Source organism: Candidatus Allofournierella merdipullorum (genome assembly GCF_048426865.1).
Taxonomy (GTDB): Bacteria; Bacillota; Clostridia; order Oscillospirales; family Ruminococcaceae; genus Allofournierella_A; species Allofournierella_A merdipullorum.
Window position 1 is genome coordinate 20,167 of sequence record NZ_DBFNWJ010000008.1, and the last position, 25,014, is coordinate 45,180.

The following is a 25,014-nucleotide window of genomic DNA, read 5'->3' on the forward strand; positions in this document are numbered from 1 at the left end:
TTTTTCTGTACCGGGAGGGCGGCCGCCGCGGCGAGCGCAAACGTCAAGGAGGACAAAACAAATGAAAAAGAAAGCACTGATCGTTGTTTCTGCCGCCGTTCTGTCTCTGGCTCTGAGCGCCTGCGGCGCGGCTGCCCAGTCTGGCTCTGCCAGCGCGAGCACTTCCGCGTCTTCCGCTGCCTCTTCCGCCTCTGTGGCCACCGAGACCCTGACGGTGGAGGAGCTGAGCCTGCATATGGCCGACGGCGCCGTGCAGGCCAACGTGACCGTTGAGCCCGCCGAGCTGGCCGGCCAGCTGACCTGGAAGACCGGCGACGCTGCCATCGCCACCGTGGACGAGAACGGCGTTGTGACCCCCGTGAAGGAAGGCCACACCAGCCTGCTGGTCCTGGCTCCGGACGGCACCCGCGGCAAGGCCATGATCACCGTGTGGAGCGGCCCGAAGGAGCTGACCCTCACCGCTGACGGCGAGGTGGCCGTGGGCGGCACCGTCACCCTGACCGCCGCCGACGAGACCGGCGCCGCTGTGGACGCCACCACCCTGGCCTGGTCCTCCAGCGACGAGACCGTTGCCACCGTGGACGAGAACGGTGTTGTGACCGTTGTGGCCGCCGGCGAGGCGGTCATCACTGCCGAGACTGCCTACGAGATCGCCGGCAGCTTCACCGTGCAGGGCTGATAGCAATAAAATAAGAACAGGGGCGCGGCCGACTGGCCGCGCCCCGGGGGTTTTTTTTAACTGGGCCGTGAGCACTCCGTCCCGCAGGTGCAGGATGCGCCCGGCGGCGGAGGCCACGGTGAGGTCGTGGGTGATCTGGAGGATGGTGTGCCCCTGGCGGTTCAGCTGGCGGAACAGCTCCAGGATCTCCCGGCCGGTGGCGGCGTCCAGCGCGCCGGTGGGTTCGTCCGCCAGAAGCAGGGCGGGCCGCCCCACCAATGCCCGGGCGATGGCCACCCGCTGCTGCTGGCCGCCCGAAAGCTGGTTGGGCCGGTGTTTCAGCCGTTCCTGCAGGCCCATGGCGGCAAGCTCCTCCCGGGCAAGGCGCTCCGCCTCGCCGTGGGGCACGCCCCGCACCAGCAGCGGCATCATCACGTTCTGCAGCACGTCGTATTGGGGCAGCAGGTGATAGCGCTGAAAGATAAAGCCTATCTTGCGGTTGCGCAGCGCGGCCAGCTGCCGGGGGTCCAGGGCGAACACATCCTCGCCCTCCAGGCGGTAGCTGCCCTCATCGGCGCTGTCCATGCAGCCGATGATGTTCATCAGGGTGGATTTGCCGCTGCCGGAGGCTCCCAGAATGGAGACGAACTCGCCCGCCTCCACCGCAAGGCTCACCTTGCGCAGCACCTGCACCCGCTCCTCGCCCATGGGGTAGCTTTTGCACACGCCGTCCAGCCGCAGCATCTCACTCATACAGCACCACGTCGGTCACCTGGCCGCTGCCGTTGGTGAAAATGGTCAGCACGCTGCCCTTTTTCACGTCGGTCAGCTGCTTTTCGGAGCCGTCGGCCCCGGTGATCTTCAGCCCGCCGGGGATGGTGAAATCCCGGCTCTCGCCGGTGTAATCCAGCTCGGTGCGCTCCTCGGCGCCCACCTGGCCGCCCGTGCCTTCGCCCGCCTCGGTGGCGGGGGTCATGACCGTGGCGGGCATCTCGCCGTCCTCGTCCGCGGGGGCGCTGGCGGCATCGTCGGTGCCGGGCAGATTCGCCAGGTCCAGCGTCAGCTCGTTGCCCGCCACTTTGCTCACCCGGCCGTAGAACGTCTCGGTCACCTCGGGGCTGCTCTGGGAACTGCCGCTGCCGGAAGCGCCCGGCTGAGAGGCGGAGGAAGGCTGGCCGCAGGCGGTGAGGCAGGCGGCGAGGGAAAGGGCGAGCGCGATGGCAAAAATCTTGGTCTTCATGGTTCAAAACTCCTTTTGTTTATTCATAACTCAATGCGTCCACCGGCTTGAGGCAGGAAGCCTTCCAGGCCGGATAGAACCCGAACAAAGCGCTGGTGAGCACCGCGAACACAAAGGCCGCGGCGGCTCCCTGCACGGAAGGGGAGAGGGGCATGCCGGAAAAACCCAGCACCCACAGACCCACGGCGCTGCACGCAAGGCCCAGAAGGCCGCCCACCACGCCGATGGACACCGACTCCAGCAGGAACTGGAGCAGGATGGTCTCGGCCTGCGCGCCCAGCGCCTTGAGCACGCCGATCTCCCGGGTGCGGTCCTTGATGGTGACGAACAGCACGTTCATGATGCCGATGCCGCCCACCGTGAGCACGATCATGGCCACCGACACCAGCAGCATGCTCATGGTGCGGGCCGAACGGGTGGCCGCCTCGATGCGGCTGCCCGCGTCCTCCACCTTGTATTTGTAGGCCTCGTCCATGTAGTAGTTCATGGTGCTCTTCACCCGCTTCATGGCCTGCTCCACCTGCTGCACGCTGGCCGCCTTGGCGGTGAGCTGAGGCACCGAGCCCTCGCCGTCCAGCTTGCAGTCCTGCATGGTGGTCCAGGGGATGTAGATGGCGTTGTCGCTGTCCACCCCCTGCAGGCCGTCGCCGCTGGAGCGCAGCACCCCCACGATGGAAAACCACACCTCGCCGATGCGCAGCTTGCGGCCCACGGCGCTCTGGGCGTCGCCGAAATACTTTTCGGCGATCTTTCCGCCCACCACCGCCACCCGGCGCTGGCTGTCAAAGTCTTCCTCGGAAAAATCGCCCCCCTCGGCAAAATCCAGGGAGAACACCCGGCTGTAGTCCGGGGTCACGCCGGTCACGGTGAGGTATTCCTCGGTGCGCCCCAGCTGCACTTTGGCGCCGTTTTCGCTGCGCAGGCAGATGGAGGTGAGGGCGGGGTTCTCCTCCCAGATGAGGTCCATCAGCTCCGGGGTGAGCTTTTCCAGCTTTGTGGTGTCAAAGTTTTGCAGCTGCTGGTAGTCCGGGTTCACGAAGATGGTGTCGGCGGACATTCCCGAATACTGGGCTTCGGCCTCGTCTTTCGCGCCCTGGCCGATGGCGGTGACCAGCACGATGGTGGCGGAGCCTACGATGATGCCCAGACTGGTGAGCAGAACCCGGCCCTTGTTCTGCAGGGTGTTCACCCGCACCAGGCGCAGCAGCTCACCGATCCTCATACTGTTCCTCCACCAGCGCCACGTCGCCCTCCTGCAGGCTGCTCAGAATTTCGGTGATGCGGCCGTTGGAAAAGCCGGTGGCCACCGTCTGGCGGCGCAGCTGGCCGTTTTCGTCCGCCAGCCAGACAAAGCTTTCGCCGTCCTCAAACTGGATGGCCTTGTTGGAGACCGCCACCACGTCCTTTTTCTGTTTGATAATGAGGGTGGCGTTGGCGCCCATCCCGTCGTAGAGGGGCTGGCCGCCCTCGGAAAAGGAGGCCCGCACCTCGAACTTGCCCCCGTCGTTCTGCAGCCGGGAGACCGACTCCACCCGGCCGGTGAAGGTGGCCTCGGGGTAGGCGTCCACATAAAAGCTGACCTCCTGCCCCGGCTGGATGCTGCCCACGTCCACCTGAAGGACAAGGCTGCGCTGGCCCGCGTCGCCGATCTTCGCCAGCGGCGAAGCGGGGTCCGCCGCGAGGCCGGGCGTGCCGCCCAGCGCGGTGACGGTGCCTGCACGGTCGGCCCGCAGGGTGGGGTCGGCGCACAGCGCCAGCAAATCGTCCCGCTCGGTTTTGGCGGCGTCCCGGGCCAGCCGGGCAGCCTCGATCTGACTGTCCAGCGCCTGCCGCTCCACCGCCGCCTGCTGCTTCATGGTCTCGATCTGGCTGTCCTCTTTTTTGCGCAGCGCGTCCCGGGCGTCCCGCTTTTCCTGCAGCTGCTGTTCGGTCTGCTTCAGCTGGGCCAGGGCCTGTTCCCGGGCGGCCTTTGCCGTGTCCGCCTGCTGCTGCTTTTCCGCCGCCTGGCCCTCGTAGTCGGCGGTGAGGGCTTCCTCCCGCTGCCGCTGCGCGTCGGCGGTGTCCAGCTCATTCTGCGCCAGCGCCTCGCGCACCGGCCGCAGCTGCTCTTCCGGCGCGCCCTGTCCCACCAGGTCATCCAGCTCTTTCTGCAGCCGGGCCTCGTCGTCCTTTTTCTGCAGGTCCAGTTTGTCCAGCGCGCTCTGCTTTTCGGCCAGGCGCGCCTCGCTCTCCCGGGCCAGACGCTGCAGGTCCTCAAGATCGTATTCCGCCAGCACGTCCCCCTCGGCCACCTGCGCTCCCAGGCTCACCCGGTATTCCTTCAGCTTCACGGCCACCGGGGCGAACTGGCCCCACTGGCGGGACTGGATGCTGCCCGCCGCGTCCACGCCCACGGTCACGTCCTGGCGGCTGACGGGATACTCCCGGCGCAGGGGCGGTTCCTCGGCGGCCCGGGGCCGCACAAGCCACAGGCCGGTGAGGACGCACAGGGCCAGCCCGGCCCCGGCGGCCGCCAGCATTTTGCGGCGTTTGGTGTTCAAAACATTCGCGGTCTGTTCCACGGTGTGTGCTCCTTTCCGCTGCCGCTGGGGCAGCCCACGGCACCGACTATACCACACCGGGGGTTAAATCCGGTTAAATCCGGGGTTTATACGGATTTAACATCGGTTTGTGCTATAATCAAAAGACACGAAACAGGAAGGGAGGCGGCAGCATGCGCATTCTGGTGGCAGAGGACGATGTGGACCTGCGGGAGGCGCTGGCGGAAGGGCTGGCGCTGGAGGGCTACGCGGTGGACACGGCGGCCCGAGGCGACGAGGCGGACCTGATGCTGTTCGACGTGGATTACGACCTGCTGGTACTGGACTTGAACCTGCCCGGCATGGACGGCATGGAGGTGCTGCAGCGGCTGCGCAGCTACGACAAGCAGACCAATGTGCTCATCCTGTCCGCCCGGGCGGACCTGGAGGACAAAATAGCCGGGCTGGACGAGGGCGCCAACGACTACATGACCAAACCCTTCCACTTTGCCGAGCTGCTGGCCCGGGTGCGGGCGCTGCTGCGCCGCCGCACGGTGCAGGAGAGCCGGGTGCTGGCCTGCGGCGCGCTGACCATGGACACCGCTTCCCGCCGGGTGTGCGCCGGAGGCCGGCCGCTGGCCCTCACCGCCAAGGAAACGGCGCTGCTGGAATACCTGCTGCTGTACGCCGGCCGCACGGTGAGCCAGGCGGAACTCATCGAGCACGTCTGGGGCGAGGCTGCGGACGAATTTTCCAATTCCGCCCGGGTGCACATCTCCACCCTGCGCCGCAAGCTGCGCACGGCGCTGGGCTGCGACCCCATCCGCACCCGCATCGGCGAGGGCTATTGTCTGGAGGAACAGCCATGAAACGCTTTCATCTTTCCCTGCGCTTCAAGCTCACCGCCATCGTGGCGGGGGTGATGAGCGTGTGCTGCCTGCTGCTCACGGCGGTGTCCCTTTCCACCTCGGCCCACATGATGGAGGCGCTGCCCCTCACCGAGCCGGCCATGGTGGGGGCCGACGACAGCGTTATTGAGAGCGATGGCGTCGCCTGCGAGCCGGCCGTTATCGCATCCGCCGCCCACAGCACCTTTCGGGTGCAGAACCTGGCGGCCATGGTGCTGGTCATCCTGGCGGGCAGCGCCGCGGCCTATCTGCTGGTGCGCCGTCAGCTGCGCCCGCTGGAACAGCTGGCCGCCAGCGTGAAAACGCTGGACGCCGAGAACATGGACCCGGGCCGGCTGCCGCTGCCCCGCACCCGGGACGAGAGCTACCAGCTGGCGCTGGCGCTGCAGGAGATGACCGGACGGGTGGGCCAGGCCTACCGGATGCAGAAAGAGTTTGCCGCCAGCGCCGCCCACGAGCTTCGCACCCCGCTGGCGGCGATGCAGAGCCGGCTGGAGGTGTTCGGGCTGAAGGAGCGCACGCCGGAGGAGCACCGGGTGCTGCTGGCGCGGCTGGGCGAAAATCTGGAGCGGCTGAACACGCTGGTGGAGCAGCTTTTGCAGCTGTGCTCCAACCGGGCGCCGGCCTTCTGCCGCCGCATCGACCTGGGCCGCATCGCCCGGGAGGCGGCGGGGGAGCTGGGCGGCTTTGGCACCGAGATGCAGGTGGAGGGCGAAGCCTTTGCCGACGGCAGCCCGGAACTTTACCGCCAGCTGGTGCTGAACCTGCTGGGCAACGCCGTGAAATACGGCGGCGGCCGGGTGCGGGTGCGGCTGGAAAACAGCGATGGCTTCGCGGTGCTGCGGGTGGAGGACAACGGCCCCGGCATCCCGCCCGAGGCGGCCGAACGCGTTTTTGAGCCTTTCTTCCGGGCGGACCGCTCCCGCAGCCGGGAGGTGGGCGGCAACGGGCTGGGCCTTGCCATCGTGCAGCGCATCGCCCGGCAGAACGGCGGCACGGCGCAGGCGGGCCCGTCGGAGCTGGGCGGCGCCTGCTTCACGGTGCGCCTGCCCTTTGACGGCCGGTGACAAAAAAAGAACGCCCCCGCGCAGAAGCTTTCTGCGCGGGGGCGTTTTTCTGTCTGTGCGGGGGAGGCGGCGGCCCTTATTCGGGGGCCTTCATGCTCTCCACCATGCTGATGTTTTTCAGCTTGCGGTACATCACAAGGTTCACCAGCAGGCTGAAGGCGATGGTCAGCAAAGCCGACCAGACGAAGCTCATGGGATAGATGGAGCGGCCGAACATCACCATGTCCACCTCGGCGGTGCGGATGACGAAGGTGTGCAGCGCGATGCCGAACACAAGGCCGCACACCGTGCCGATGAGGGTGAGCACGGAAGCCTCGCGGTAGATGTAGGCCCCCACCTCGCCGTCGTAGAAGCCCAGCACCTTGATGGTGGCCAGCTCCTTGGAGCGCTCGGTGATGTTGATGTTGGTGAGGTTGTAGAGCACCACGAAGGCCAGCGCCCCCGCCGCGATGATGAGCACCACCACGATGTAGTTGATGCTGTCCAGGCTTTGGCGGAAGCTGGCGGTGATCTCGTGGGTGAACTGGGCGCCGGCGATGTCCCGGCATTTCAGCAGGGCGGTGGCCAGCTCATCCTCGGCCTCGGGGGTGTCCACGCCCTCCGCCAGGCGGCAGTAGAGCAGGTTGGTCTCCGGCTCTTCGCCAAAGGCGTCGCGGTAGACGTCCTCGCTCATGTAGAGGTAGTGGTAGATGTAGTTCTCGCACACGCCGGTGATGGTGAAGGAGGCCTCGTCGCCGTCGGCGTTCTCCACCGTGATGGCGTCGCCCACCGAGAGGTCATGGCGCTCGGCCAGCTTTTCGCTGATGACCACCGAGCCCTCCTCAAAGGGCACCGTCTCGCCGGTGGTGCGCTGGCGGAAGGTGAAGTATTCCGTCATCGCCTCGGTGTCGGAGGGCACCACGATGTAGAGGTTATCCTCTTCGCCGCCCTCCTCGGGCACCACGGTGGCGTCCTGCTGGCTCACCGCCAGATGGCCGGTCACCTTTGTCTCATCGTTCAGAATGGCGGCAAGGTCCTGGCCGTCCAGGGCGCTCTCGTCCTGCAGCGACACCAGCATCTGATAGTGGGCCAGCTCGTCGAACTGTTTTTCCACGATGTCGGAGATGGAGTCCTGCAAACCGAAGCCGGTCACCAGCAGGGCGGTGCAGCCGGCGATGCCCACCACCGTCATGAAGAAGCGCTTTTTGTAAAGGAACAGGTTGCGGGCGGTGACCTTGTGGGTGAACCGCAGCCGCCGCCACACGGGGCCGATGTGCTCCAGCAGGATGCGCTTGCCCGCCTTGGGGGCTTTGGGCAGCATCAGGCTGGCGGGCTGCTCCCGCAGCTCGGCCCAGCAGGCGTTCAGGGTGGCCAGCAGGGTGCAGGCAACGGCCGCGCCGGTGGCCAGCAGCCCGAAGCCCCAGTTGAAGGGGGTCAGAAGGTCGGGCAGGTCGTACATGATGTTGTAGGCGCTGAGGATGATGCGGGGGAACAGCTGCATGCCGATGAGCATGCCCACCCCGCTGCCCGCCAGGCTGGCGGTGAGGGCGTAGAGGATGTATTTGGCGGCGATCTGGCCGCGGGTGTAGCCCAGGGCCTTCATGGTGCCCACCTGGCCACGCTCTTCCTCCACCATGCGGGTCATGGTGGTCAGCGCCACCAGCGCCGCCACCAGGAAGAAGAACACCGGGAACACCGTGGCGATGGCCGCGATCTTGTCGGCGTTGTCGCCGTAGCTGGAGAAGCTGGTGTTATCGCTGCGGTCGCCCAGCAGCCACTTGCCCTTCTCGATCTCGCGCACTTCGCTCTCGGCGTCCAGGATTTCTTCCTTGCCGTCCGCCAGTTCCTGTTCGGCCTCGGCCTTGGCGTCCTCGTACTCCTTCTGGCCGTCGATGAGTTCCTGCCGGCCCTCTTCCAGCTCGGCCAGGCCGTCGGCGTACTGCTGGCGCGCGTCCAGCAGCTTTTCATCCGCCACGGCAAACTGATTTTCGGTTTCTATTTTGGTCTTTTCCAGCTGCCGCTCCTGGGCCTGCAGCTCGCTCAGACCGTCCTCGATCTGGCGGCGGCCGGCGTCGATCTCGGCCTGCTTTTCGTCCAGAGCCGCCAGCGAGGCGTCCAGGGTGGTGCCCTGGGCGGCCAGCGCCGCCAGGCCTTCGTTCAGCTGCCCCAGCTGTTCCAGCTGCGCCGGGTCGAATCCCTCGGGCAGGGAGGGCGCAAGGCCCACCAGAGTCTGCACCTGCTCGATGGCGGTGATGGTGGCGGCGTCCGACTGGTCGGAGGTGTCGATGGGGGGCAGGCCGTACTGGGTGAGCAGGGGATTGATCTGCGTTTCCACCATGGTCCAGAAAGCGGCCTTGCCCTCGCTCAGCTGGTCCAGCTGGGCGCGGCCCTCGTCCAGCTGGGTCTGGGCGCTGTCCAGCTGGGCACGGCTGGATTCCAGCTTGGAATAGCCGTCGGCGATCTGCTGCTTGTAGCCCGGCAGCGCCCGGTAGAATTCGTCTTTTCCGTCGTCCAGCTCCGCCTGGCCCCGGTCGATCTCCAGCTTGGCATCCGCCAGCTCCTGCTCCGCGTCTGCCAGTTCCGCCCAGCCGTCTTCCAGTTCCTGCGCGGCGTCCGCCAGCTCCTGTTCGGCCTCCGCCTTCTTCTCCTCGTACTCGGCCCAGGCGTCTTCCAGCTCCGCCTCGGCCTCGTCGATGATCTCCTCGTACCGGGCCTGCACCCGCTCGTCCTGGATGGCCTCAAGGCCCTCCATCACCCCGTCCACCTTGTCCTCGTAGGCGGCGGAGAAGGAGTTCAGCTCCTTCGCGCCCTCCACCGGGAGGTAGAAGGTGGTGTAATAGTCCATGTCAAAGCTGGACTCCGGCGCGTAGGCGAACAGGCCGATGGTGCCCGTGCCGGTGTTGGTGTACTCCGCTTCCACCGAGAAATAGGCCGCCGAGCGCACGGTGCCCACCACCGTGAAGGTCTGGGGCAGCGCGTCGGTGACGTTCTCGTCGTTCTCGGTCTGGTTCACCGTCAGCACGTCGCCGATGGCGGGAATGGTGCCGGAAAAGTCCTTGGTCAGGCCCACGGCGATCTCGCCGGGGGCGCTGGGCATCCGCCCCTCCACCAGTGTCAGCTGATTCAGCCGGTCGGCCTCGGGCAGGTCCTCTTCGGGAATGCTCTGCAGCCGGGTGGTCAGGCTCTCGCCGCTTTCGCTGGTGAGCACCAGATCCATGTCCCGGGCGGGCATCACGCCCGAAACGCCCTCCACCGCCCGCACGGCGGCAAGGTCCTCGTCGGTGAGGCCCTGGGTGGACTGTATTTTGATGTCGTAGAGATTGGCCTCGCGGCAGTACTCATCGGCGGAAAGGCGCATGTCCACCGGTGCGGCCAGCAGGCCGGAAAGAAAGCCCACGCCCAGCGCCACGATGGCAAAAATGGCCACAAAGCGGGAAAGGCTCGCCCGCACCGTGCGCAAAATGGACTTTCGGTATGTACGGTTCAGCAACTCTTGTTCACCACTCGATCTGTTCCACCGGCGTGGGGTTGGGATTCGTCTCGTTGGAGATGGCCTGGCCGCTCTTGATGCGGATCACCCGGTCCGCCATGGCGGTGAGGGCGCTGTTGTGGGTGATAACGATCACCGTGCGGCGGGTCTTGCGGCAGGTGTCCTGCAAAAGCTTCAGCACCTGCTTGCCGGTGTTGTAGTCCAGCGCGCCGGTGGGCTCGTCGCACAAAAGGATTTTCGGGTTCTTGGCCAGCGCCCGGGCGATGGACACCCGCTGCTGCTCGCCGCCCGAAAGCTGCGCCGGAAAGTTTGCCATCCGCTGCCCCAGGCCCACATGCTCCAGCGTCTCGGCGGCGGGCAGGGGGTCGCGGCAGATCTCGCTGGCCAGCTCCACGTTTTCCAGCGCGGTGAGGTTCTGCACCAGATTATAGAACTGGAACACAAACCCCACGTCGTGGCGGCGGTAGCCGGTGAGCTGGCGCTGGTTCATGGCGCTGATCTCGGCGCCGTCCAGCCAGATGTGGCCCTCATCGCACACATCCATGCCCCCCAGCATGTTCAGCACGGTGGTTTTGCCCGCGCCGGAGGGCCCCACGATGACGCAGAACTCTCCCTCGTCAATGTAAAAGCTGATGTGGTCAGCGGCGGCGATGCGCGTTTCGCCCATCTGATAGTACTTGCACACCCCGTCGAACACCACAAAATGCTCCCGGCCGTCCATTGGCAGACCCTCCCGGCAAAAACGTTGAAAGAGGGGCGCTGTGCGCGCCCCGGTCCTTTATTCATATTATAAAGAAAAGAATGGGATTTGTGTGGGGCGAAATTGTAAATTATCTATGAAAAAGACGCATTTTCTTGCATTTTCGGGGCGGGAAAAGCCCTTGGTGCGGTCTTTTTTTGCCGGGGCCGGTGTGATACAATAGAGCAAAGCGCCCGCGCGGCGGCAAAAAGGAGTGGGAAACGTGATCGACCTTGTGACCCTGCGGGAATTTCTGTTCCGCCGGAAATACCTTTCTCAGGTGCGCCACATCACCCTGAACCCCGGCGGGCCGGGCGTGGTGCGGCTGCATATGCTGCCCCCCGCCACACATCTGCGGCGCAGCGTGCCCTATGTGGTCATCCTCAACGGCCACGACGTGCTGCCGCTGAACATTTCCTGGGCCATTCTGCTGGCCTGCCTGATGGACGCGCTGGCCCCCTACGCCGACCGGGAAGTGCCCGACGAAGACCTGGAAGGTCTGGCCGACAAAGCGGTGGCCGCCGCCCGGCGGGTCTACCCCGGGGTGAAGCCGGACCGCATGCGGGCCGAGCTGGACCGGATGCTGCAAAGCTTCATCGCCATCGCCCGGGGCCAGGAGCCGCCGGAGGAGGTGCAGCCCATCAGCCTGGGGGACTACGCCCCCCAGATGACCGCACCCCACCGCATGGACCTGATGGTCAGCGCCATGGAAAAGGAGGGCCGCTGGAACTGCAACCAGAAGTGCCTGCACTGCTACGCCGCCGGTCAGCCGGAGGCGGGAGTGAAAGAGCTGGACACCGCCGGCTGGAAGAAGGTGCTGGACGCCCTGCGCAAGGCGGGGGTGCCTCAAGTCACCTTCACCGGCGGCGAGCCCACCATGCGCGCCGACCTGGCGGAACTGGTGGACGCGGCCCGCTGGTTCGTCACCCGGCTGAATACCAACGGCCGGCTGCTCACTCCCGAGCTTTGCCAGGCGCTCTATGAAGCCAGTCTCGACAGCGTGCAAATCACCCTCTACAGCGCCGACGAAACGGCCCATAATACCCTTGTGGGCGCGCCCGGCTTTGCCGACACGGTGGCGGGCATCCGCAACGCCCTGGCGGCGGGGCTGTCGGTGAGCGTGAACACCCCCCTGTGCAGCCTGAACGCCGACTACGCCGCCACTCTGGAGTTCCTCCACGGCCTCGGCGTGCGCTACGTCACCTGCTCGGGTCTCATCCCCACCGGCGGGGCCCTCACCGAGGGCAGCCGCGCCACCCGCCTTTCCCCCGAAGAGCTGGAAGCCATTCTGCGGCAGGCGGTGGGATACTGCGCCGAAAAGGGCATGGAAATCGACTTCACCAGCCCCGGCTGGCTGCCCCCCGAGACCCTGCTTGGCCTGGGGCTGACCATGGCCCCCACCTGCGGGGCGTGTTTGAGCAACATGGCCGTGGCTCCCGACGGCACGGTGGTGCCCTGCCAGAGCTGGCTTTCCGGCGACGGGCTGGGCAACATCCTTGCCGACGACTGGAAAACCATCTGGAACGACCCCCGGTGCGCGGCCATCCGGGCCGAGAGCGCCAAGATGGAGCACATCTGCCAGCTGAGAGGGAAGGAGGGCGACCGATGAAACAACTGAAACGCTTCGCCCTGACCCTCGCGGCGCTGGCGCTGCTTGCGGCGGCCCTGTTCTGCCCGGCGGTGAGCGCTGCCAACCTGGACGAAATCGAAAAGTATTTCATCACCGTGCGCCTTCAGCCGGACGGCAGCGCCGACATCGACTACGACATCCACTGGAAGGTGCTGGATTCCACCAGCGCCGGGCCGCTGGAATGGGTGAAGGTGGGCGTGCCCAACGACAGCATCCAGCCGGTGAGCCACAGCGACACCATCTCCGACCTCTATTACTGGTCGGAGGGGGGCAGCTATGTGCGGCTGGATCTGGACCGCCGCTACTACGCCGGCGAGACGGTGCGGCTGATGTTCACTCTGCACGTGACCCATCTCTATGAGATTTACGACGATGGCTCGGTGAACTTTGAGTTCACCCCCGGCTGGTTCGACGAGGCCGAGACAAAGCAGCTCACCTTCACCTGGGAGGACGGCGACGCCCGGGCCAGCTACGCCGCCGAACTGGAGGGCGAGCCGGTCACCGGCGACTTGTTCGGCACCCCCAACGGGGTGCAGGGCGAGTGGACCGACCTGCCCGAGGGCGCGCGGCTTACCTTCACCGCCGACTACGCGGACCAGTCCGCCTTTGCAGCCGCGCCCCTGGACCCGGACATGAACCGGGGCAGCGCCGGCGGTGTGGATTGGAACGATGTGGCCGGCACCGGCTTTGACCTGGGCGAGCTGGTGTGGCTGATTCTGACCTGGGCGGTGATCATCATGATCATTGTCTGGAACATCTCCCGCCGTGCCTCCGGCGGCTACTTCCTGGGCGGCTTCGGCGGCTGGTACGGCCCCCACTATCACGGCGGGCCCCGCCCGCCCCATGGCGGCCCCTCCGGCGGCGCCGGCGGGTTTGGCGGCGGTTCCAGCCGTGGCTCCGGCGCGGGGCGGCGGTCGGGCGGCGGATGCGCCTGTGCCTGCGCCTGCGTTTCCTGCGCCTGTGCCTGTGCCTGCGCCGGCGGCGGACGGGCCGGCTGCAGCGCCAAGGATTTTAAGGGCGCGGTGAACGCCGAGGCCCTTTGCGCCATTCTCAAAAAGGACAAGGAGGAGTGACCCATGGCCGGCAGCACCGATTGGGAAGACCTGATGAACGGGGTGTTCGGCCCCGGCGGGCGGTTCCGGGGCGCGGGCGGCGAGAAGCGCCAGCCCGACGAGGGCCTTGCCGCCGCCCAGAAAAAGCTGGAAGAAGCGGCCCAGCGCACCCAGGCCGCCGCGGACGCGGCCCGGCACACCGATGGGACGCGCCTTTTGAAAAACAGCGAGGAGCTGACCAAACAGCTGGAAGCCCAGAGCCGGGAGATCAGCCGGCTGGGGCAGGGCCTTGCCCGGGAAATGGAGCGGGACGGCCTGCTCACCCCGGCTCAAGCCCAGGCCGCGGCACCGGCCCCCAAGGACACCGACGCCGCCTTTGAGGCAGCGGCAAAGCGGCAGCAGGCGGCGCTGGCGGGGCGGCAGGAATTTTCCGCCGCGCTGCTGGCGGCCTTCCGCCGGCCCTTCGTGCTGGGCACGGAAGGGGAAAAGCCCCGCAACGTCATCGTTTTGTCCGGCAAGCCGGGCCGGGGGCGGCACTACGCCCTCACCGAGACGGTGCGGGCCCTGAAAGAGGAAGGCCTGCTGGCCGGGGGCGTCGCCTGGATGGATCTGGCCCTCTACGGCAGCCCGGCCCAGGAAAAACTCTTTTTGCAGGATCTCTACGCCATGCTGGCGGGCGCCGACCCGGTGCTGGCCTTTGAGAACGCGGAGCAGTGCCACCCCGGCTGCCTTTCTCTGCTGGCCCAGCTGGCGGTGAGCGGCAGCGCCCGGCTGGCCAGCCGCTATGTGGTGCAGAAGGGCCTGCTGATGGAGACCGGCACCGCTCTGGCTCCCGACGCGGTGGGCTCTTTGAGCGCCAAGGGCAAGTATCTGGTGTTCCTCTGCCCCGGCGGCAAAACGAAGCTGGCCGGGCTGATGGGCGCAGCCTTCGCCACGGCGGTGGGGGACGAGTGCGAGGCCCCGGCCTTCAGCGAAGAGGAGCTGCTGACCATCGCCGGGCGGCAGCTGAACGAGCTGGCCGCCAAAACCAAGGCGCGGCTGGGCTGGACCCTCACCGTGGCAGGCGAGGGGCTGGCGGGCCTTGTGGCCCAAAAGGGCGAGCAGGGCGTGGGCCGGCTGGCGGAGTTCTGCGAGCGGTGCTTCGCCGCCCTGGCGGAGCACAAACTGCGGGGCCGCAAAGCCGCCGCCGTCACCCTGCGCCGGGAGGGCGAGCGGGTGCTGGCCGCCTTCGACAGCGGGGAAGAAACGGACCTGCTGGCCATTTTGCCCGGGGAATACACCGCCGACCTGGAGGAAGTGAAGGCCGAGATGGAGGGCATCATCGGCCTGGACGAAGTGAAGGACTATGTGCTGCGGCTGGAGGACGCCATCGCCGTCCAGCGGCGGCGGGCCGCCGCCGGCATGAAGACGGCGGGCGTTTCCATGCACATGATCTTCACCGGCAACCCCGGCACCGGCAAGACCACCATCGCCCGGCTGGTGGGCAAGTACCTCAAGGCCATCGGCGCGCTCTCCGGCGGGCAGCTGGTGGAGGTGAGCCGGGCGGACCTGGTGGGCCGCTATGTGGGCCACACCGCGCCGCTGACCCAGAAGGTCATTCAGTCGGCCCTGGGGGGCGTGCTGTTCATCGACGAGGCCTATTCGCTGTACCGCGGCGAGCAGGACACCTTCGGCCTGGAGGCCATCGACACGCTGGTGAAGGGCATGGAGGACCACCGGGACGAGCTGGTGGTCATTCTGGCGGGCTACACCAAGGAGATGGAAGAGTTTTTGCAGTCCAACAGCGGCCTGCGAAGCCGCTTCCCCAACAAGATCGAATTCCCGGACTACACCGGCGCCGAACTGCTGGCCATCACGAAGCTCACCGCCAAGGGCAAGGGCTACAAGCTGACCCAGGAGTGCGACGGGCCGCTGCTGGCCTATTACGACCGCAAGCAGGCGGAAAACGCCGCCGAGAACGGCAACGGGCGGCTGGCCCGCAACACCCTGGAGGCGGCCATCCTGAACCAGGGGCGGCGGCTGGCGGCGGAGCCGGAAGCCGCGCTGGACGAGCTGCAGCTGCGGGATTTTGAACTGGACGAATAAACCAAAAGCGCCCCACGAAAGGCCGTGGGGCGCACTTTTGCGGAAAAACGGGTGAGAAGGAATTTTCATGAAACAGTGTTTGAAAGGGGCGCTCGCCTTCGCCAAGGGCGAAGCAGTGCTCACCATCGCCGCGCTGCTGGCGGTGGGTTCCATGGCGGCGGTGCCGCCGGACAACGGCTATCTTGATTCCATCGACTGGGACACGCTGGCCCTGCTCTTCAGCCTGATGGCGGTGAGCAAGGGCCTGCAGGGGCAGGGCGTGTTCGACGCGCTGGGCGCGGCGCTGCTGGGGCGGCTTTCCACCACCCGGCAGATGCTGCTGGTGCTGACCTTTCTGCCCTTTTTCGTGAGCATGCTGGTCACCAACGACGTGGCCCTCATCACCTTTGTGCCCTTCGGGCTGGTGGTGCTGGAAATGGCAGGCTGTGAGCGGCTGGCCATCCCGCTGGTGGTGCTGCAAACGGCGGCGGCGAACCTGGGCAGCATGCTCACCCCCATGGGCAACCCCCAGAACCTCTACCTCTACAACCGCTCGGGGATGGGCTTTTTCGAGTTCTGCGCCCTGCTGGCTCCCTACGCGGCGGTGTCGGCGGCGGGCATCGCCCTGCTGGCCCTTGTGCCCAAAAGCGAGGCCATGCGCGCGGCGGTGCAGCCGGAGGGAAAAGGCAGCGCGAAGCGCATCGCCCTCTTCGCCGCCCTGGGCGGGGTGTGCCTGCTCTGCATCGCAAAGCTGCTGCCACCCCTGGCTGCGGCGGGGCTGACGCTGGCGGTGCTGCTCATCGCCGACCGGCCCCTTCTGAAAAAGCTGGACTACGCCCTGTTGGCCACCTTTGTCGCCTTCTTCGTGTTCATCGGCAACATGGGCCGTCTGCCCGCATTCTCCGCCTTTCTGGCCGGGGCCCTGGCCGGGCGTGAGGTGGAAGTGGCGGTGGTGGCCAGCCAGGTCATCAGCAACGTGCCCGCCGCCCTGCTGCTGGCAGGCTACAGCGAAAACTGGCCCGCCCTCATCATCGGCTGCGACCTGGGGGGCCTTGGCACCCTCATCGCCTCCATGGCCAGCCTCATCTCCTACAAGTTCTTTGCCCGCCGCTACCCCGCCCAAAAGGGGAAATACCTGCTTTGGTTCACGCTGGTGAACGTTGGGCTGCTGGCGGTGCTGATGATTTTGTATTATATCATAAGATAAATACATACGGTATAAAAAGCCCGGCGGGGTGGGTTTTCCACCCCGCCGGGCTTTTTGGTTCAAAACTTTATCCCTGCCACATCAGGGCGCCCTGGCCGCGCCAGGCCTCCCAGGGGCTGATGGGGATGTCGTAGAGACGCATTTCGCAGATGATGTGGCCCTGGGTGGTGCCCAGCACGTCGTTCTGGGCCACATACTCGCCCTCGCTCACATCGATGCGGCCCAAAAGATACAGGATGCTCTTGAGGCCGCAGCCGTGCTCGATGACCACCGTGCGCCCGCCGCCGGTGGTGGTGCCCGCAAAGACCACGCGGCCTGCCGCGGGGGCCAGCACCTTTTTGCCGGGGGTAACGGCCATGGTCACGTTGACGCTGCGCCGGGGGGCGATGGCGTCGTTCAGCGCCGCCAGCTCCGGGTAGATGGAGAGGGTCAGCTCATCGATGCGGTCGGTGTATTCCAGCACGGCGTAGTCCCGCACCACCTTGCCGTCCACCGGCTGGGTGAAGGCGCCGTTCCAGTAGACGTCCGGGTCGCAGATGGGCATCACGTCCTCCAGCTGGCTGGGCACGGAGGCCATGTAGGGAATGGCTGCCGAGCCGTCGATGGTGTAGGTGTCCAGCTCCCGGTTCTCCCGGCCGTAGATGTACACCGAGGCGCTCACCGTCTGGCCGTCCACCGTGGCGGTGATCTCGTAGTCGCCGCCGAACTGGTTGTAGTCCACGGGGATGTAGCTGATCCAGGCATTGTTGTGGAAGGTGAACACCGCCGGGGCCAGCTCGCAGCTGAGGGTGGGCACCGCGTCGCCCACCACGCCGGTGAGCCGCACCCCGATCACGCCGCCCTGCACCATGCTGGTGTGGGAGAGGGTGAGGGTGGGCTGGGCCATCAGCCGGAAGGAGAATTCATAAAGGCAGAAGCCCTCCACCCGGGAGCGGTCGAACTCGTTTGTTTGGGGGCTCACCGTCAGCCGGGCGGTGTAGTCGCCGTTCTTGCCGAAGGCGAAGGTGGCATAGTCGCCGGTGGTGCCGTCGAACACCACTTCGCCCGCGGCGTCGGTGATGGTCAGCTGCCCTTCGGTGCCGGCGGGCAGCGTCAGTTCGGGGTGGCTGCCGGTCACTTCGCCCAGGTCGGCGGCCTCGCCCTCCTGGTGGAGGGTGCGGTGCAGCCAGTCACCGGCGATGGGCACCTTCCACTGATAGCCGGTCTGAGGCAGCTCGCCGCCGCCGAAGGTCACGGCGTAGGCGGGCAGGGCCTCCGGCGAGACCTGGGTGTACATGACCCCCAGCGCCGCGCCCAGCAGCACTGCCACCAGCACCGCCACCAGCGCCAGCCATTTGCCGGCAGACTTGAGTATTTCCTGCAAAATGATTCACCTCACATCAATGGCAGCCCCGGCCGGGGCCGCTGCCGCAAAAGAGAGCGGCGTTTCGGGGCGCGTCAGCGCAGTTCGTCGCCCACCGGACGGTAGAACAGGCCGTCGCTGCCGCCCCGGGTCAGCTTCTGGGGGTCCACGCTCTTGTTGCCGATGCGCACTTCCCAAATCAGCTTGCGCCCGGCGATGCCCAGGCCCTGGTCGGCGGTCACTTCGTCGCCGGTGGCTATGCCGGAGATGCTCTCCAGCCCGAAGAGATAACTCTTGACGCCGCAGCCGTGGTCGATGACCACGGTGTTGCCGGTGAGTTTCAGCTCGCCCGCATAGGCCACACGGCCCGCCGCCGGGCTTATGGCCAGCGCGTTTTCGGGGCACAGCAGGGTCAGGTTGGCGGCCCGGCCCGCAGAGGTCTCACCGTCGTAGAGATATGCGCCGTAGGGTTGGAAGATGCTCGTCCCCTGGGCCGGGTACTGGAAAGCCCCGGTCCAGCGGGCCTCATTGGAGCCCTGGTCGTAAAGGGCCCAGATGGCTCGGCGGAACTCCTCATTGGCCTCGGCGGTGGCCGAACTGCCGGAGGACACCTGCACGGAGGAATATTCGGTGCTGCGCACCGAGAGGGTGGCGGAGAGGTTGGTGTCCGCCAGGGTCACGGTCACCTCATAGTCGCCGCCCTCGGCGTTGTAGGTCACAGGCAGATAGCCCAGCCAGCCGTTTTGGGTGGGCCGGAACCACACCGGTCCCAGGTCACACTGGGCGGTGGGAGGGGTACCGCCCGCGCCCAGCGCCCCGGACACGTACACCGCCACCACGTCGCCCTGAGCCGCCTGCTGGGTGGACAGGGTGAGGGTGGGCTGCACGTTCACCCAGAACCGGCACTGGTACTGGTAGTAGCCTGCCGGCTTTGCGGGCCGCCGGTCGGAGGCCTGCCGCCCCGCCTTGAGGGTGAGGCTGTACTCGCCGTTTTGGGGGAAGGTGAAGGACTTCCACTCGGCGGCGGTGCCCTCGAACACCGTCACGCCGCCGGCGGTCTTTAATTGCAGGGTGGTGCCCTCGGCGGTCAGATCGCCGGTCAGCTCCAGCGCCGCCGAGGGGGTGGTGACGGGCTGCAGCTCAACGCTGGCGAGGCTGGGGCTCAAAGAAAACTCCCGCCACAAAACGCCCCCCAGCACCGGCAGCTCCCACTGGTAGCCGGCAACCTCGGTGAGGGGCTGGCCCGCCAGCGTCACAGTGCCGGCGGGCAGGTCCTTTTCGTCGGTGGAATAGTAGAAAAAGCCCAGAGCGCCGCCCAGCACCAGGGCGGTGAACAACAGGACCATCAAAAGCCAGAGCAGCGCGCGCTTCATGCCGGGCGCCTCCTTCCGTCTGCGGGCCTTGGCCCGCGGTTCGATATCCGCATTATATCACAAAGGGGCGAAAAGGGCAAAAAAACAGCGGACGGGAAACTTCCCGTCCGCTGCTTTGCATTGCGGTTTATTCGGCGTCAGGCTCGGCGGCAGGGGCGGCGTCCTCGGCGGGCGCTTCCTCTTCGTCCAGATCCTCGCTGAACAGCAGCTGCTCGTACTCGTCCAGCTCCTTCTCACGGCGGCGCACATACAGCCAGGCGGCGGTCAGAGCGCCCACGGCGGCGGCCAGCATCAGAACCAGCGCGACAAAGGTGGATTGTTTCATGGAAGATACCTCCTTTATTTTGGCTGCCCCGGCCCGGGGCACAAAATGCATTGCGATTACCCTTATTATAGCCCGCGGCGGCGCGGATTACAACCAAAACTTGCGCTCAACGGCCGCCGATGAGCAGGGGCCGGTAGGCCTTGAAGGCTCCCGGCAGGGCGTAGCGCCCCGCGGCCTCTTCCGCCGTGGCCCAGACGCACCCGGCGGGGGCGTCGCCCTCCGCCGTGATCTCCCAGCCGCTCATTCGCCATTCCACATGGCTGAAGATGTGTTTCGCGGCCTTGAGGGGCCGGGGCGGGGCCGTGCCCACCGAAAGGCCCAGGTCGGCCAGCCGGGCAAGGGCCTCGCCCTCGTCCAGCGCCTCCTCAAAGAGAAAGGGCTGCCACAGGCCGGCCAGAAGGCCGGTGTCCGGCCGCTGCTGCAAAAGGCAGCGGTTTTCCCGGCGCACCACCAGCACCGTCACCGGCTGCACCCGGCGGGGCTTGGGGGGCGTTTTCACCGGCAGTTCCAGCTGGGTGCCCGCCGCCCTTGCAAGGCACTGGCCCGCCAGCGGGCACTGGCCGCACAGCGGCGTGCCTCCCGGCAGGCAGACCAGCGCCCCCAGCTCCATCAGCGCCTCGTTGAAGGGGCCGGGCGCGTCCGGGGGCTGCTGCTCCGTCACCCGGCGGGTGAACAGCCGCTTTGTGGCCGGGTCTGCGATGTTGCTTTCGTCGTTGTAGAGCCGGGCGAACACCCGCAGCACGTTGCCGTCCACCGCCGGGGCGGGCAGCCCGAAGGCGATGGAGGCGATGGCGCCGGCGGTGTATTCCCCGATGCCCGGCAGCTTCTGCAGTTCCTCATAGCTTGCGGGCAGCCGGCCGCCGTACTCGCTGCAGATCAGTGTTGCCGCCTTTTTCAGGTTCCGCGCCCGGGAGTAGTAGCCCAGCCCCTCCCACAGCTTGAACAGCTCTTCGTCGGGGCAGGCGGCCAGGGCCGGGATGTCCGGCAGGGCCGCCATGAAGCGGCGGTAGTGCTCCAGCGCCGCCGCCACCCGCGTCTGCTGCAGCATGATCTCGCTGACCCAGATGTGGTAGGGGGTGGGGTCCTGGCGGAAGGGCAGCACCCGGGCGTTTTGCCGGAACCACGCCAGCAGCGCCGGCGCGATGGGCCCGGGGCCGTTCACAGCGCCTCCTGGGCCGCGGCGAGGGTGCGCAGCGCTTCGCCGAACTCCGCCTTCACCTCAACCGGAGCCACGATGCGCACCTTGCCGGAAAACCCGCACACCCAGCCGAAGAAGGTGGGGCTCACTGCCACGTCGGCGTAGAGGTGGAAGGTGGCGCCGTCCGGCTGGGGCACCACCGTCACGTCGGTGCCGAAGCGGTCCAGCATGGGGCCGATCATGGAATTGTCGCAGGCAAGCTGCACCCGCTTCACCGGCCCGCCGTACATCTGGAACATGGGCTTTGCATAGTCCTGCATCTTTTTGGGGTCGTAGTCCGCCGCGCCCTGGCGGGGGGCGTCCAGCAGGGTGATGGAGGCCATCTTGTCCACCCGGTAGTGGCGCAGGCCCTGGCCTTCGGCCCAGGCCACCAGATAGTAGTTCTCATCCTCCCACAAAAGGGCCCAGGGGCTCACCTCGTAGGCGCTGCCGCCCCGGCGGGCCACCTTGCGTTTGTTCAGGTCCCACTCCTGGTAGACAAAGCGCACCTGCTTGTCCTCGGCGATGGCCCGGTGCAGCGCGTCCACGTTGTAGTAGATGCTCTCGTTCATGGTCTTGACGCGGCTGGAGGCGAACACCTGCCGTTTCAAGTCCGCCGCCTGCCAGTCGCTGGCGAACTGGGCCAGGGTGCGGATGAGCTGGTCGCTCTTTTTGCGGGTGATGAACCGGCTGGCCTGCACCGCGTCCGCCAGAAGCTTCAGCTCCGGCAGCTGGAACTGGCGGCTGGCCAGATAGTAACCGCCCGACCGGCCCCGCTGCTGCGCGATGTCATAGCCCAGCTGCTGCAGGGTCTCGATGTCGGAATAAATGCTCTTGCGCTCGGCGGGTACGCCCTGGGCTTCCAGCAGCTCCAGGATGCGGGGCACGCTGATGAGATGTTCCTCGTCGGAGTAGCGCTCGAGGATGCGCAGCAAAAGGAGGATCTTCCCCTTCTGACCTTCCACTCGGGGCATGGTTCACCCCTCCTTCTCTTTTTTGTCAAAGGCGGCACGGGCCGCCGAGGAGGCCCGGAACATCGCCTCCAGCTCCTGCCGCTGCCCCTCTTGTAGATATTCCTTCAGCTGCTGCAGCCGGGCGGTGAAGGCATCGATCTCCTCCGTCAGATACTCCCGGTTCCACAAAAACAGCTCCGCCCACATGGGCGCGTTCAGATAGGCGATGCGGGTCAGATCCCGGAAGGAGTCGCCGGTGTAGTCGGCAAAGCGCTCGGCGTCCGGCGCGCACATCAAACTCACCGCAATGGCGTGGGTCAGCTGGCTCACATAGCCGATCATCCGGTCGTGCTCTTCCGGGCTGATGACGTGGATGCGGGCAAAGCCCAGCGCCTCGGCCAGTTCGCGGGCAAAGGCCACCCCCGCTTCGGTGTTCTGTTCGGTGGGGGTAATGAGGAAATTCGCCGGGGCAAAATCCACCAGATGGGCGTGTTCCACCCCGCTGCGCTCCTTGCCCGCCATGGGGTGGCTGGCGATGAACTCCACCCCCTCGGGCAGCAGTGCCTGCACCTTGTCCACCAGCCCCGCCTTCACGCCGGATACATCGGTGCAAAGGCAGCCGGCGGGCAAAAGCGCACCATATTTTTCTACCCATTGTATAAATGCGGTTGGATATAACGAAAAAATCACATAATCCGCCCGGGCCAGCATCTCCTCAAAGCCCTGGGTGCGGCCCTCTTCGATGTAGCCTTTCTCTTTGGCGAAGGCAAGGGCCTCCTCCTTGAGGTCGATGGCGGCCACGTGCTCAAAGCCCGCCTTGCGCAGGCCCAGGGCGTAGGCGCCGCCCAAAAGGCCCAGGCCCACGATGACGAAACGGCTGTTCTGGTTCATTCCTTTTCCACCTCGATGCCCGCGCCCAGCTGCTGGAGCACGGCGAAGAATCCCGGCCAGCTCTTGGCCACCGCCTGAGCGCCGGAGATGCGCGCGGTGTAGCCGGCGGCCAGCGCCGCCACCGACAGGGCCATCACCACCCGGTGGTCGTTGTGGCCGTAGAGCAGGCCCGGCAGCGCCAGAGCGGAGCCCTGAATGGTGACGGTGTTCTCGTCGCTTTTGAGTTTGCCGCCGAATTTTTTCAGTTCTTCCTCCATGGCGGCGATGCGGTCGCTCTCCTTGATGCGCAGCCGCCCGGCGTTGCGGATGACCGTCTCCCCCTCGCAGAACAGGCCCAGCACCATCAGAATGGGGCCAAGGTCCGGGCAGTCGGCCAGGTCGATCTCCACTCCGGTCAGCTCGCTCTTTTCAAAGGTGACGGCGTCGCCGCTGCGGGTGAATTTCGCGCCGCAGCGCTCCAGAATGTCCAGAATGGCCGCGTCGCCCTGGGCGGAATCCGCCTTGAGGCCCTTCACGGTCACGCCGCCGGTCACGGCGCCCAGCACCGCCAGGAAGGCGGCCTGGCTGTAGTCGCCCTCCACGGTGTAGCCGCGGTTGTGGTACCGCTGGCCGCCGGGGACGTAGAGGGTGTTCTCCCGCTCGGCGTCCCAGTCCGCCTGCACGCCGAAGTCGTGGAGCACGTCCAGCGTCAGCTGCACATAGCTGCGGCTCTCGAAGGGAGGCACGATCTCCAGCCGGCTTTCCCGGTGGAGCAGGGGCAGGGTGAAAAGCAGGCCGGTGATGAACTGGCTGGACACATCCCCCCGCACCCGGTAGTCGCCGGGGGCAAGCCGCCCGCGGATGACCAGGCCCTTCTCGCTCTGGGAGAAGAGCAGCCCCTGGGCGGCAAAGATGTCCCGGTAGACCTCCATGGGCCGCTGGAACAGGCGGCCGCGGCCGGTGAACTCCACCTGCTGGCCGGTGAGGCTGAGCACCGGGATGAGAAAGCGCAAGGTGCTGCCGCTCTCGCCGCAGTCCACCGGGCGCAGGATGGTGGCAAAGCCGCCGGGGCCCTCGATGTCGGTGTAGCGGTCGTTGAGCTTCACCTTCGCGCCGAAGCCCCGCACTGCCGCCAGAGTGGCGGCGATGTCCTGGCTGGGATCCAGATTGTAGATGCGGGACAGGCCCTTTGCCAGCCCCGCCGCCAGCACCGCCCGGTGGGCGATGCTCTTGGAGGGGGGCACGGTCACGGTGCCCCCGATGGGGCCGGGATGAATGGTTGCCAGCATGGTATCAGCGTCCTTTTGTCAAAATCATTTTTTGAAGGAGCGGGGTTCACGCCAACCCCGCAGCAGCAGCTGGAACAGCAGCTTGAAGCGATAGTACCAGATGGAATAGACCCGGTCCCAGGCGTAGAAACGGCGGATAAAGGCTGCGCTGCCCAGGCGGAAGGGGATGTAGTAGGGCACAAAGATGCGATTTGCCTTGCAGAAACGAAGCATCCGGCGCAGCATTTCATCGTCCCAATCCCGACGGGCCAGAGGCTCGCCCAGCTCCCGGGCGCTCCAGATGCCAAAGGCGAGGCAGCGAAGATAGTGCTGGGCCGAGGAACCCACCAGACCCAGGTCGCCCTCCAGCAGGTCCGGCTGGGCCTCAAACAGGGCGGCGTACTCCCTTTGCAGCCGGGCGCAGTAGCCCGCTTCCGGCGGGTCGGGGGCGTCCGCCTGCTTTACCGCCACATTGGAAAGGGAGTTGGGATTGTCGTAGTAATAATACAGGGGAGTTTTGATGTGGACTACAGGAAAGTCCGCTTCGGCCCAGCGGGCGGAGATGTAGCGGTTCATGAAGTCCAGGTCTTCGCCGGGGAAGCCGGGACGGCCCAGTTCCTCGTTGAACCGCAGGCCCTGCCGGGCAATGAAGTCGCCCTCCAGCAGCTTGCCGGTGACAAAGATGAACACCATGGTGTAGTTGGCGGTGCTCTGCTGCAGCGAGCGACGGGTCAGTTCCCACTGAGGCTGGTCGGCGCAGGCCCGTGCATAGAGCTCGGGGTCACGGGTGAACTCCCACCAGATCAGCGCTTCCGGGTTTTCGGCCTTGGTGGCCGCGGCGCACTCCAGCGTGCGGGGGGCCAGCTCATCGTCCGCGTCCAGAAAGGCGACGTAGCGGCCCCGGGCCACGTCCAGGCCCGCGTTGCGGGCGCTGGAAAGGCCGCCGTTGGGCTTGTGCACCACCCGGGCGGCGGGGAAGGAGGCGGCGAACTCGTCGCAGATGGCCCCGCTCTCGTCGGTGGAGCCGTCGTCCACCAAAATGCACTCAAAGTCGGTGAGGGTCTGGGCCCGCAGGCTTTCCAAACAGGCGGGCAGCCGCTGGGCGATGTTGTAGACCGGCACGATCACCGAGACAAGGGGCGCGCGTTCCATG

The 25,014-nt window shown here is 66.5% G+C and carries 20 protein-coding genes and 1 pseudogene; 7 read left to right on the plus strand and 14 right to left on the minus strand.

The window, feature by feature from the left end:
• Positions 1–61: 61 nt before the first annotated feature.
• Positions 62–679, plus strand: coding sequence for an Ig-like domain-containing protein (locus tag ACMNAY_RS01665; RefSeq protein ID WP_394977905.1), 618 nt, complete (start codon positions 62–64; stop codon positions 677–679).
• A 276-nt stretch (positions 680–955) separates the two neighbouring features.
• Here ACMNAY_RS01665 and ACMNAY_RS01670 read toward each other — a convergent pair.
• The 4 genes and pseudogenes from ACMNAY_RS01670 to ACMNAY_RS01685 all read right to left on the minus strand — a co-directional run.
• Positions 956–1,411: pseudogene (locus tag ACMNAY_RS01670) on the minus strand (ABC transporter ATP-binding protein); the annotation flags it as partial.
• Positions 1,404–1,898, minus strand: coding sequence for a hypothetical protein (locus ACMNAY_RS01675; RefSeq protein ID WP_418718146.1), 495 nt, complete (start codon positions 1,896–1,898; stop codon positions 1,404–1,406). The gene ACMNAY_RS01675 and the pseudogene ACMNAY_RS01670, both read right to left, overlap by 8 nt.
• 19 nt (positions 1,899–1,917) lie before the next feature.
• Positions 1,918–3,120: an ABC transporter permease gene (locus ACMNAY_RS01680; protein WP_418718147.1), complete on the minus strand. Its 1,203-nt coding sequence runs from the start codon at positions 3,118–3,120 to the stop codon at positions 1,918–1,920.
• Positions 3,107–4,459, minus strand: a complete 1,353-nt coding sequence (locus tag ACMNAY_RS01685) for an efflux RND transporter periplasmic adaptor subunit (RefSeq protein WP_418718148.1) — start codon at positions 4,457–4,459, stop codon at positions 3,107–3,109. Before ACMNAY_RS01685 ends, ACMNAY_RS01680 begins: the two co-directional genes overlap by 14 nt.
• A 152-nt stretch (positions 4,460–4,611) precedes the next feature.
• On the opposite strand from ACMNAY_RS01685, the gene ACMNAY_RS01690 reads away from it, so the two are divergent.
• Together ACMNAY_RS01690 and ACMNAY_RS01695 are read left to right on the plus strand one after the other, a co-directional pair.
• Positions 4,612–5,286 (plus strand): response regulator transcription factor, encoded by a 675-nt coding sequence (locus ACMNAY_RS01690; protein ID WP_418718149.1) that lies wholly within the window; start codon positions 4,612–4,614, stop codon positions 5,284–5,286.
• A complete protein-coding gene (locus ACMNAY_RS01695; RefSeq protein WP_418718150.1) occupies positions 5,283–6,392 on the plus strand; it encodes a sensor histidine kinase in 1,110 nt (369 codons plus the stop codon). The genes ACMNAY_RS01690 and ACMNAY_RS01695 overlap by 4 nt, the downstream gene beginning before the upstream one ends.
• Before the next feature lie 76 nt (positions 6,393–6,468).
• Here the strand turns inward: ACMNAY_RS01695 and ACMNAY_RS01700 are convergent, their stop codons facing one another.
• Positions 6,469–9,861: an FtsX-like permease family protein gene (locus ACMNAY_RS01700; protein ID WP_418718151.1), complete on the minus strand. Its 3,393-nt coding sequence runs from the start codon at positions 9,859–9,861 to the stop codon at positions 6,469–6,471.
• Between the two features lie 7 nt (positions 9,862–9,868).
• Positions 9,869–10,582, minus strand: coding sequence for an ABC transporter ATP-binding protein (locus ACMNAY_RS01705; RefSeq protein ID WP_394977918.1), 714 nt, complete (start codon positions 10,580–10,582; stop codon positions 9,869–9,871).
• A gap of 241 nt (positions 10,583–10,823) precedes the next feature.
• Between ACMNAY_RS01705 and ACMNAY_RS01710 the strand changes: the two genes are divergently transcribed.
• From ACMNAY_RS01710 to ACMNAY_RS01725, 4 genes are all read left to right on the plus strand, one after another.
• Positions 10,824–12,209, plus strand: coding sequence for a radical SAM protein (locus ACMNAY_RS01710; RefSeq protein ID WP_418718152.1), 1,386 nt, complete (start codon positions 10,824–10,826; stop codon positions 12,207–12,209).
• Positions 12,206–13,303 carry a hypothetical protein gene (locus tag ACMNAY_RS01715; RefSeq protein WP_418718153.1) on the plus strand — a complete coding sequence of 366 codons (1,098 nt, stop codon included), beginning with the start codon at positions 12,206–12,208 and terminating at the stop codon, positions 13,301–13,303. The genes ACMNAY_RS01710 and ACMNAY_RS01715 overlap by 4 nt, the downstream gene beginning before the upstream one ends.
• Positions 13,304–13,306: 3 nt before the next feature.
• Positions 13,307–15,367, plus strand: a complete 2,061-nt coding sequence (locus ACMNAY_RS01720; RefSeq protein ID WP_418718154.1) for an AAA family ATPase — start codon at positions 13,307–13,309, stop codon at positions 15,365–15,367.
• 67 nt (positions 15,368–15,434) lie between these two features.
• Positions 15,435–16,553, plus strand: coding sequence for an SLC13 family permease (locus ACMNAY_RS01725; protein WP_418718155.1), 1,119 nt, complete (start codon positions 15,435–15,437; stop codon positions 16,551–16,553).
• Between the two features lie 67 nt (positions 16,554–16,620).
• Here the strand turns inward: ACMNAY_RS01725 and ACMNAY_RS01730 are convergent, their stop codons facing one another.
• From ACMNAY_RS01730 to ACMNAY_RS01765, 8 genes are all read right to left on the minus strand, one after another.
• Positions 16,621–17,916: a M23 family metallopeptidase gene (locus ACMNAY_RS01730; RefSeq protein WP_418718156.1), complete on the minus strand. Its 1,296-nt coding sequence runs from the start codon at positions 17,914–17,916 to the stop codon at positions 16,621–16,623.
• 74 nt (positions 17,917–17,990) lie between these two features.
• On the minus strand, positions 17,991–19,268 hold the full coding sequence (locus tag ACMNAY_RS01735) for a peptidoglycan DD-metalloendopeptidase family protein (protein ID WP_418718157.1): 1,278 nt from the start codon (positions 19,266–19,268) through the stop codon (positions 17,991–17,993).
• 127 nt (positions 19,269–19,395) lie between these two features.
• Positions 19,396–19,593, minus strand: coding sequence for a phosphatase (locus tag ACMNAY_RS01740; RefSeq protein WP_394977932.1), 198 nt, complete (start codon positions 19,591–19,593; stop codon positions 19,396–19,398).
• 106 nt (positions 19,594–19,699) lie between these two features.
• Complete coding sequence (locus ACMNAY_RS01745) at positions 19,700–20,755, minus strand: A/G-specific adenine glycosylase (protein WP_418718158.1); 1,056 nt, start codon at positions 20,753–20,755, stop codon at positions 19,700–19,702.
• Entirely contained in the window at positions 20,752–21,744 is a 993-nt protein-coding gene (locus ACMNAY_RS01750; RefSeq protein ID WP_418718159.1) for a helix-turn-helix transcriptional regulator, read from the minus strand. The genes ACMNAY_RS01745 and ACMNAY_RS01750 overlap by 4 nt, the downstream gene beginning before the upstream one ends.
• 3 nt (positions 21,745–21,747) lie before the next feature.
• The gene (locus ACMNAY_RS01755) at positions 21,748–22,614 is read right to left on the minus strand and encodes a prephenate dehydrogenase (protein ID WP_418718160.1); all 867 of its coding nucleotides are present in this window, start codon (positions 22,612–22,614) and stop codon (positions 21,748–21,750) included.
• On the minus strand, positions 22,611–23,882 hold the full coding sequence (gene aroA, locus ACMNAY_RS01760) for a 3-phosphoshikimate 1-carboxyvinyltransferase (protein ID WP_418718161.1): 1,272 nt from the start codon (positions 23,880–23,882) through the stop codon (positions 22,611–22,613). The genes ACMNAY_RS01755 and aroA overlap by 4 nt, the downstream gene beginning before the upstream one ends.
• Before the next feature lie 24 nt (positions 23,883–23,906).
• Positions 23,907–25,013, minus strand: coding sequence for a glycosyltransferase family 2 protein (locus tag ACMNAY_RS01765; protein ID WP_418718162.1), 1,107 nt, complete (start codon positions 25,011–25,013; stop codon positions 23,907–23,909).
• Position 25,014 lies beyond the last annotated feature (1 nt).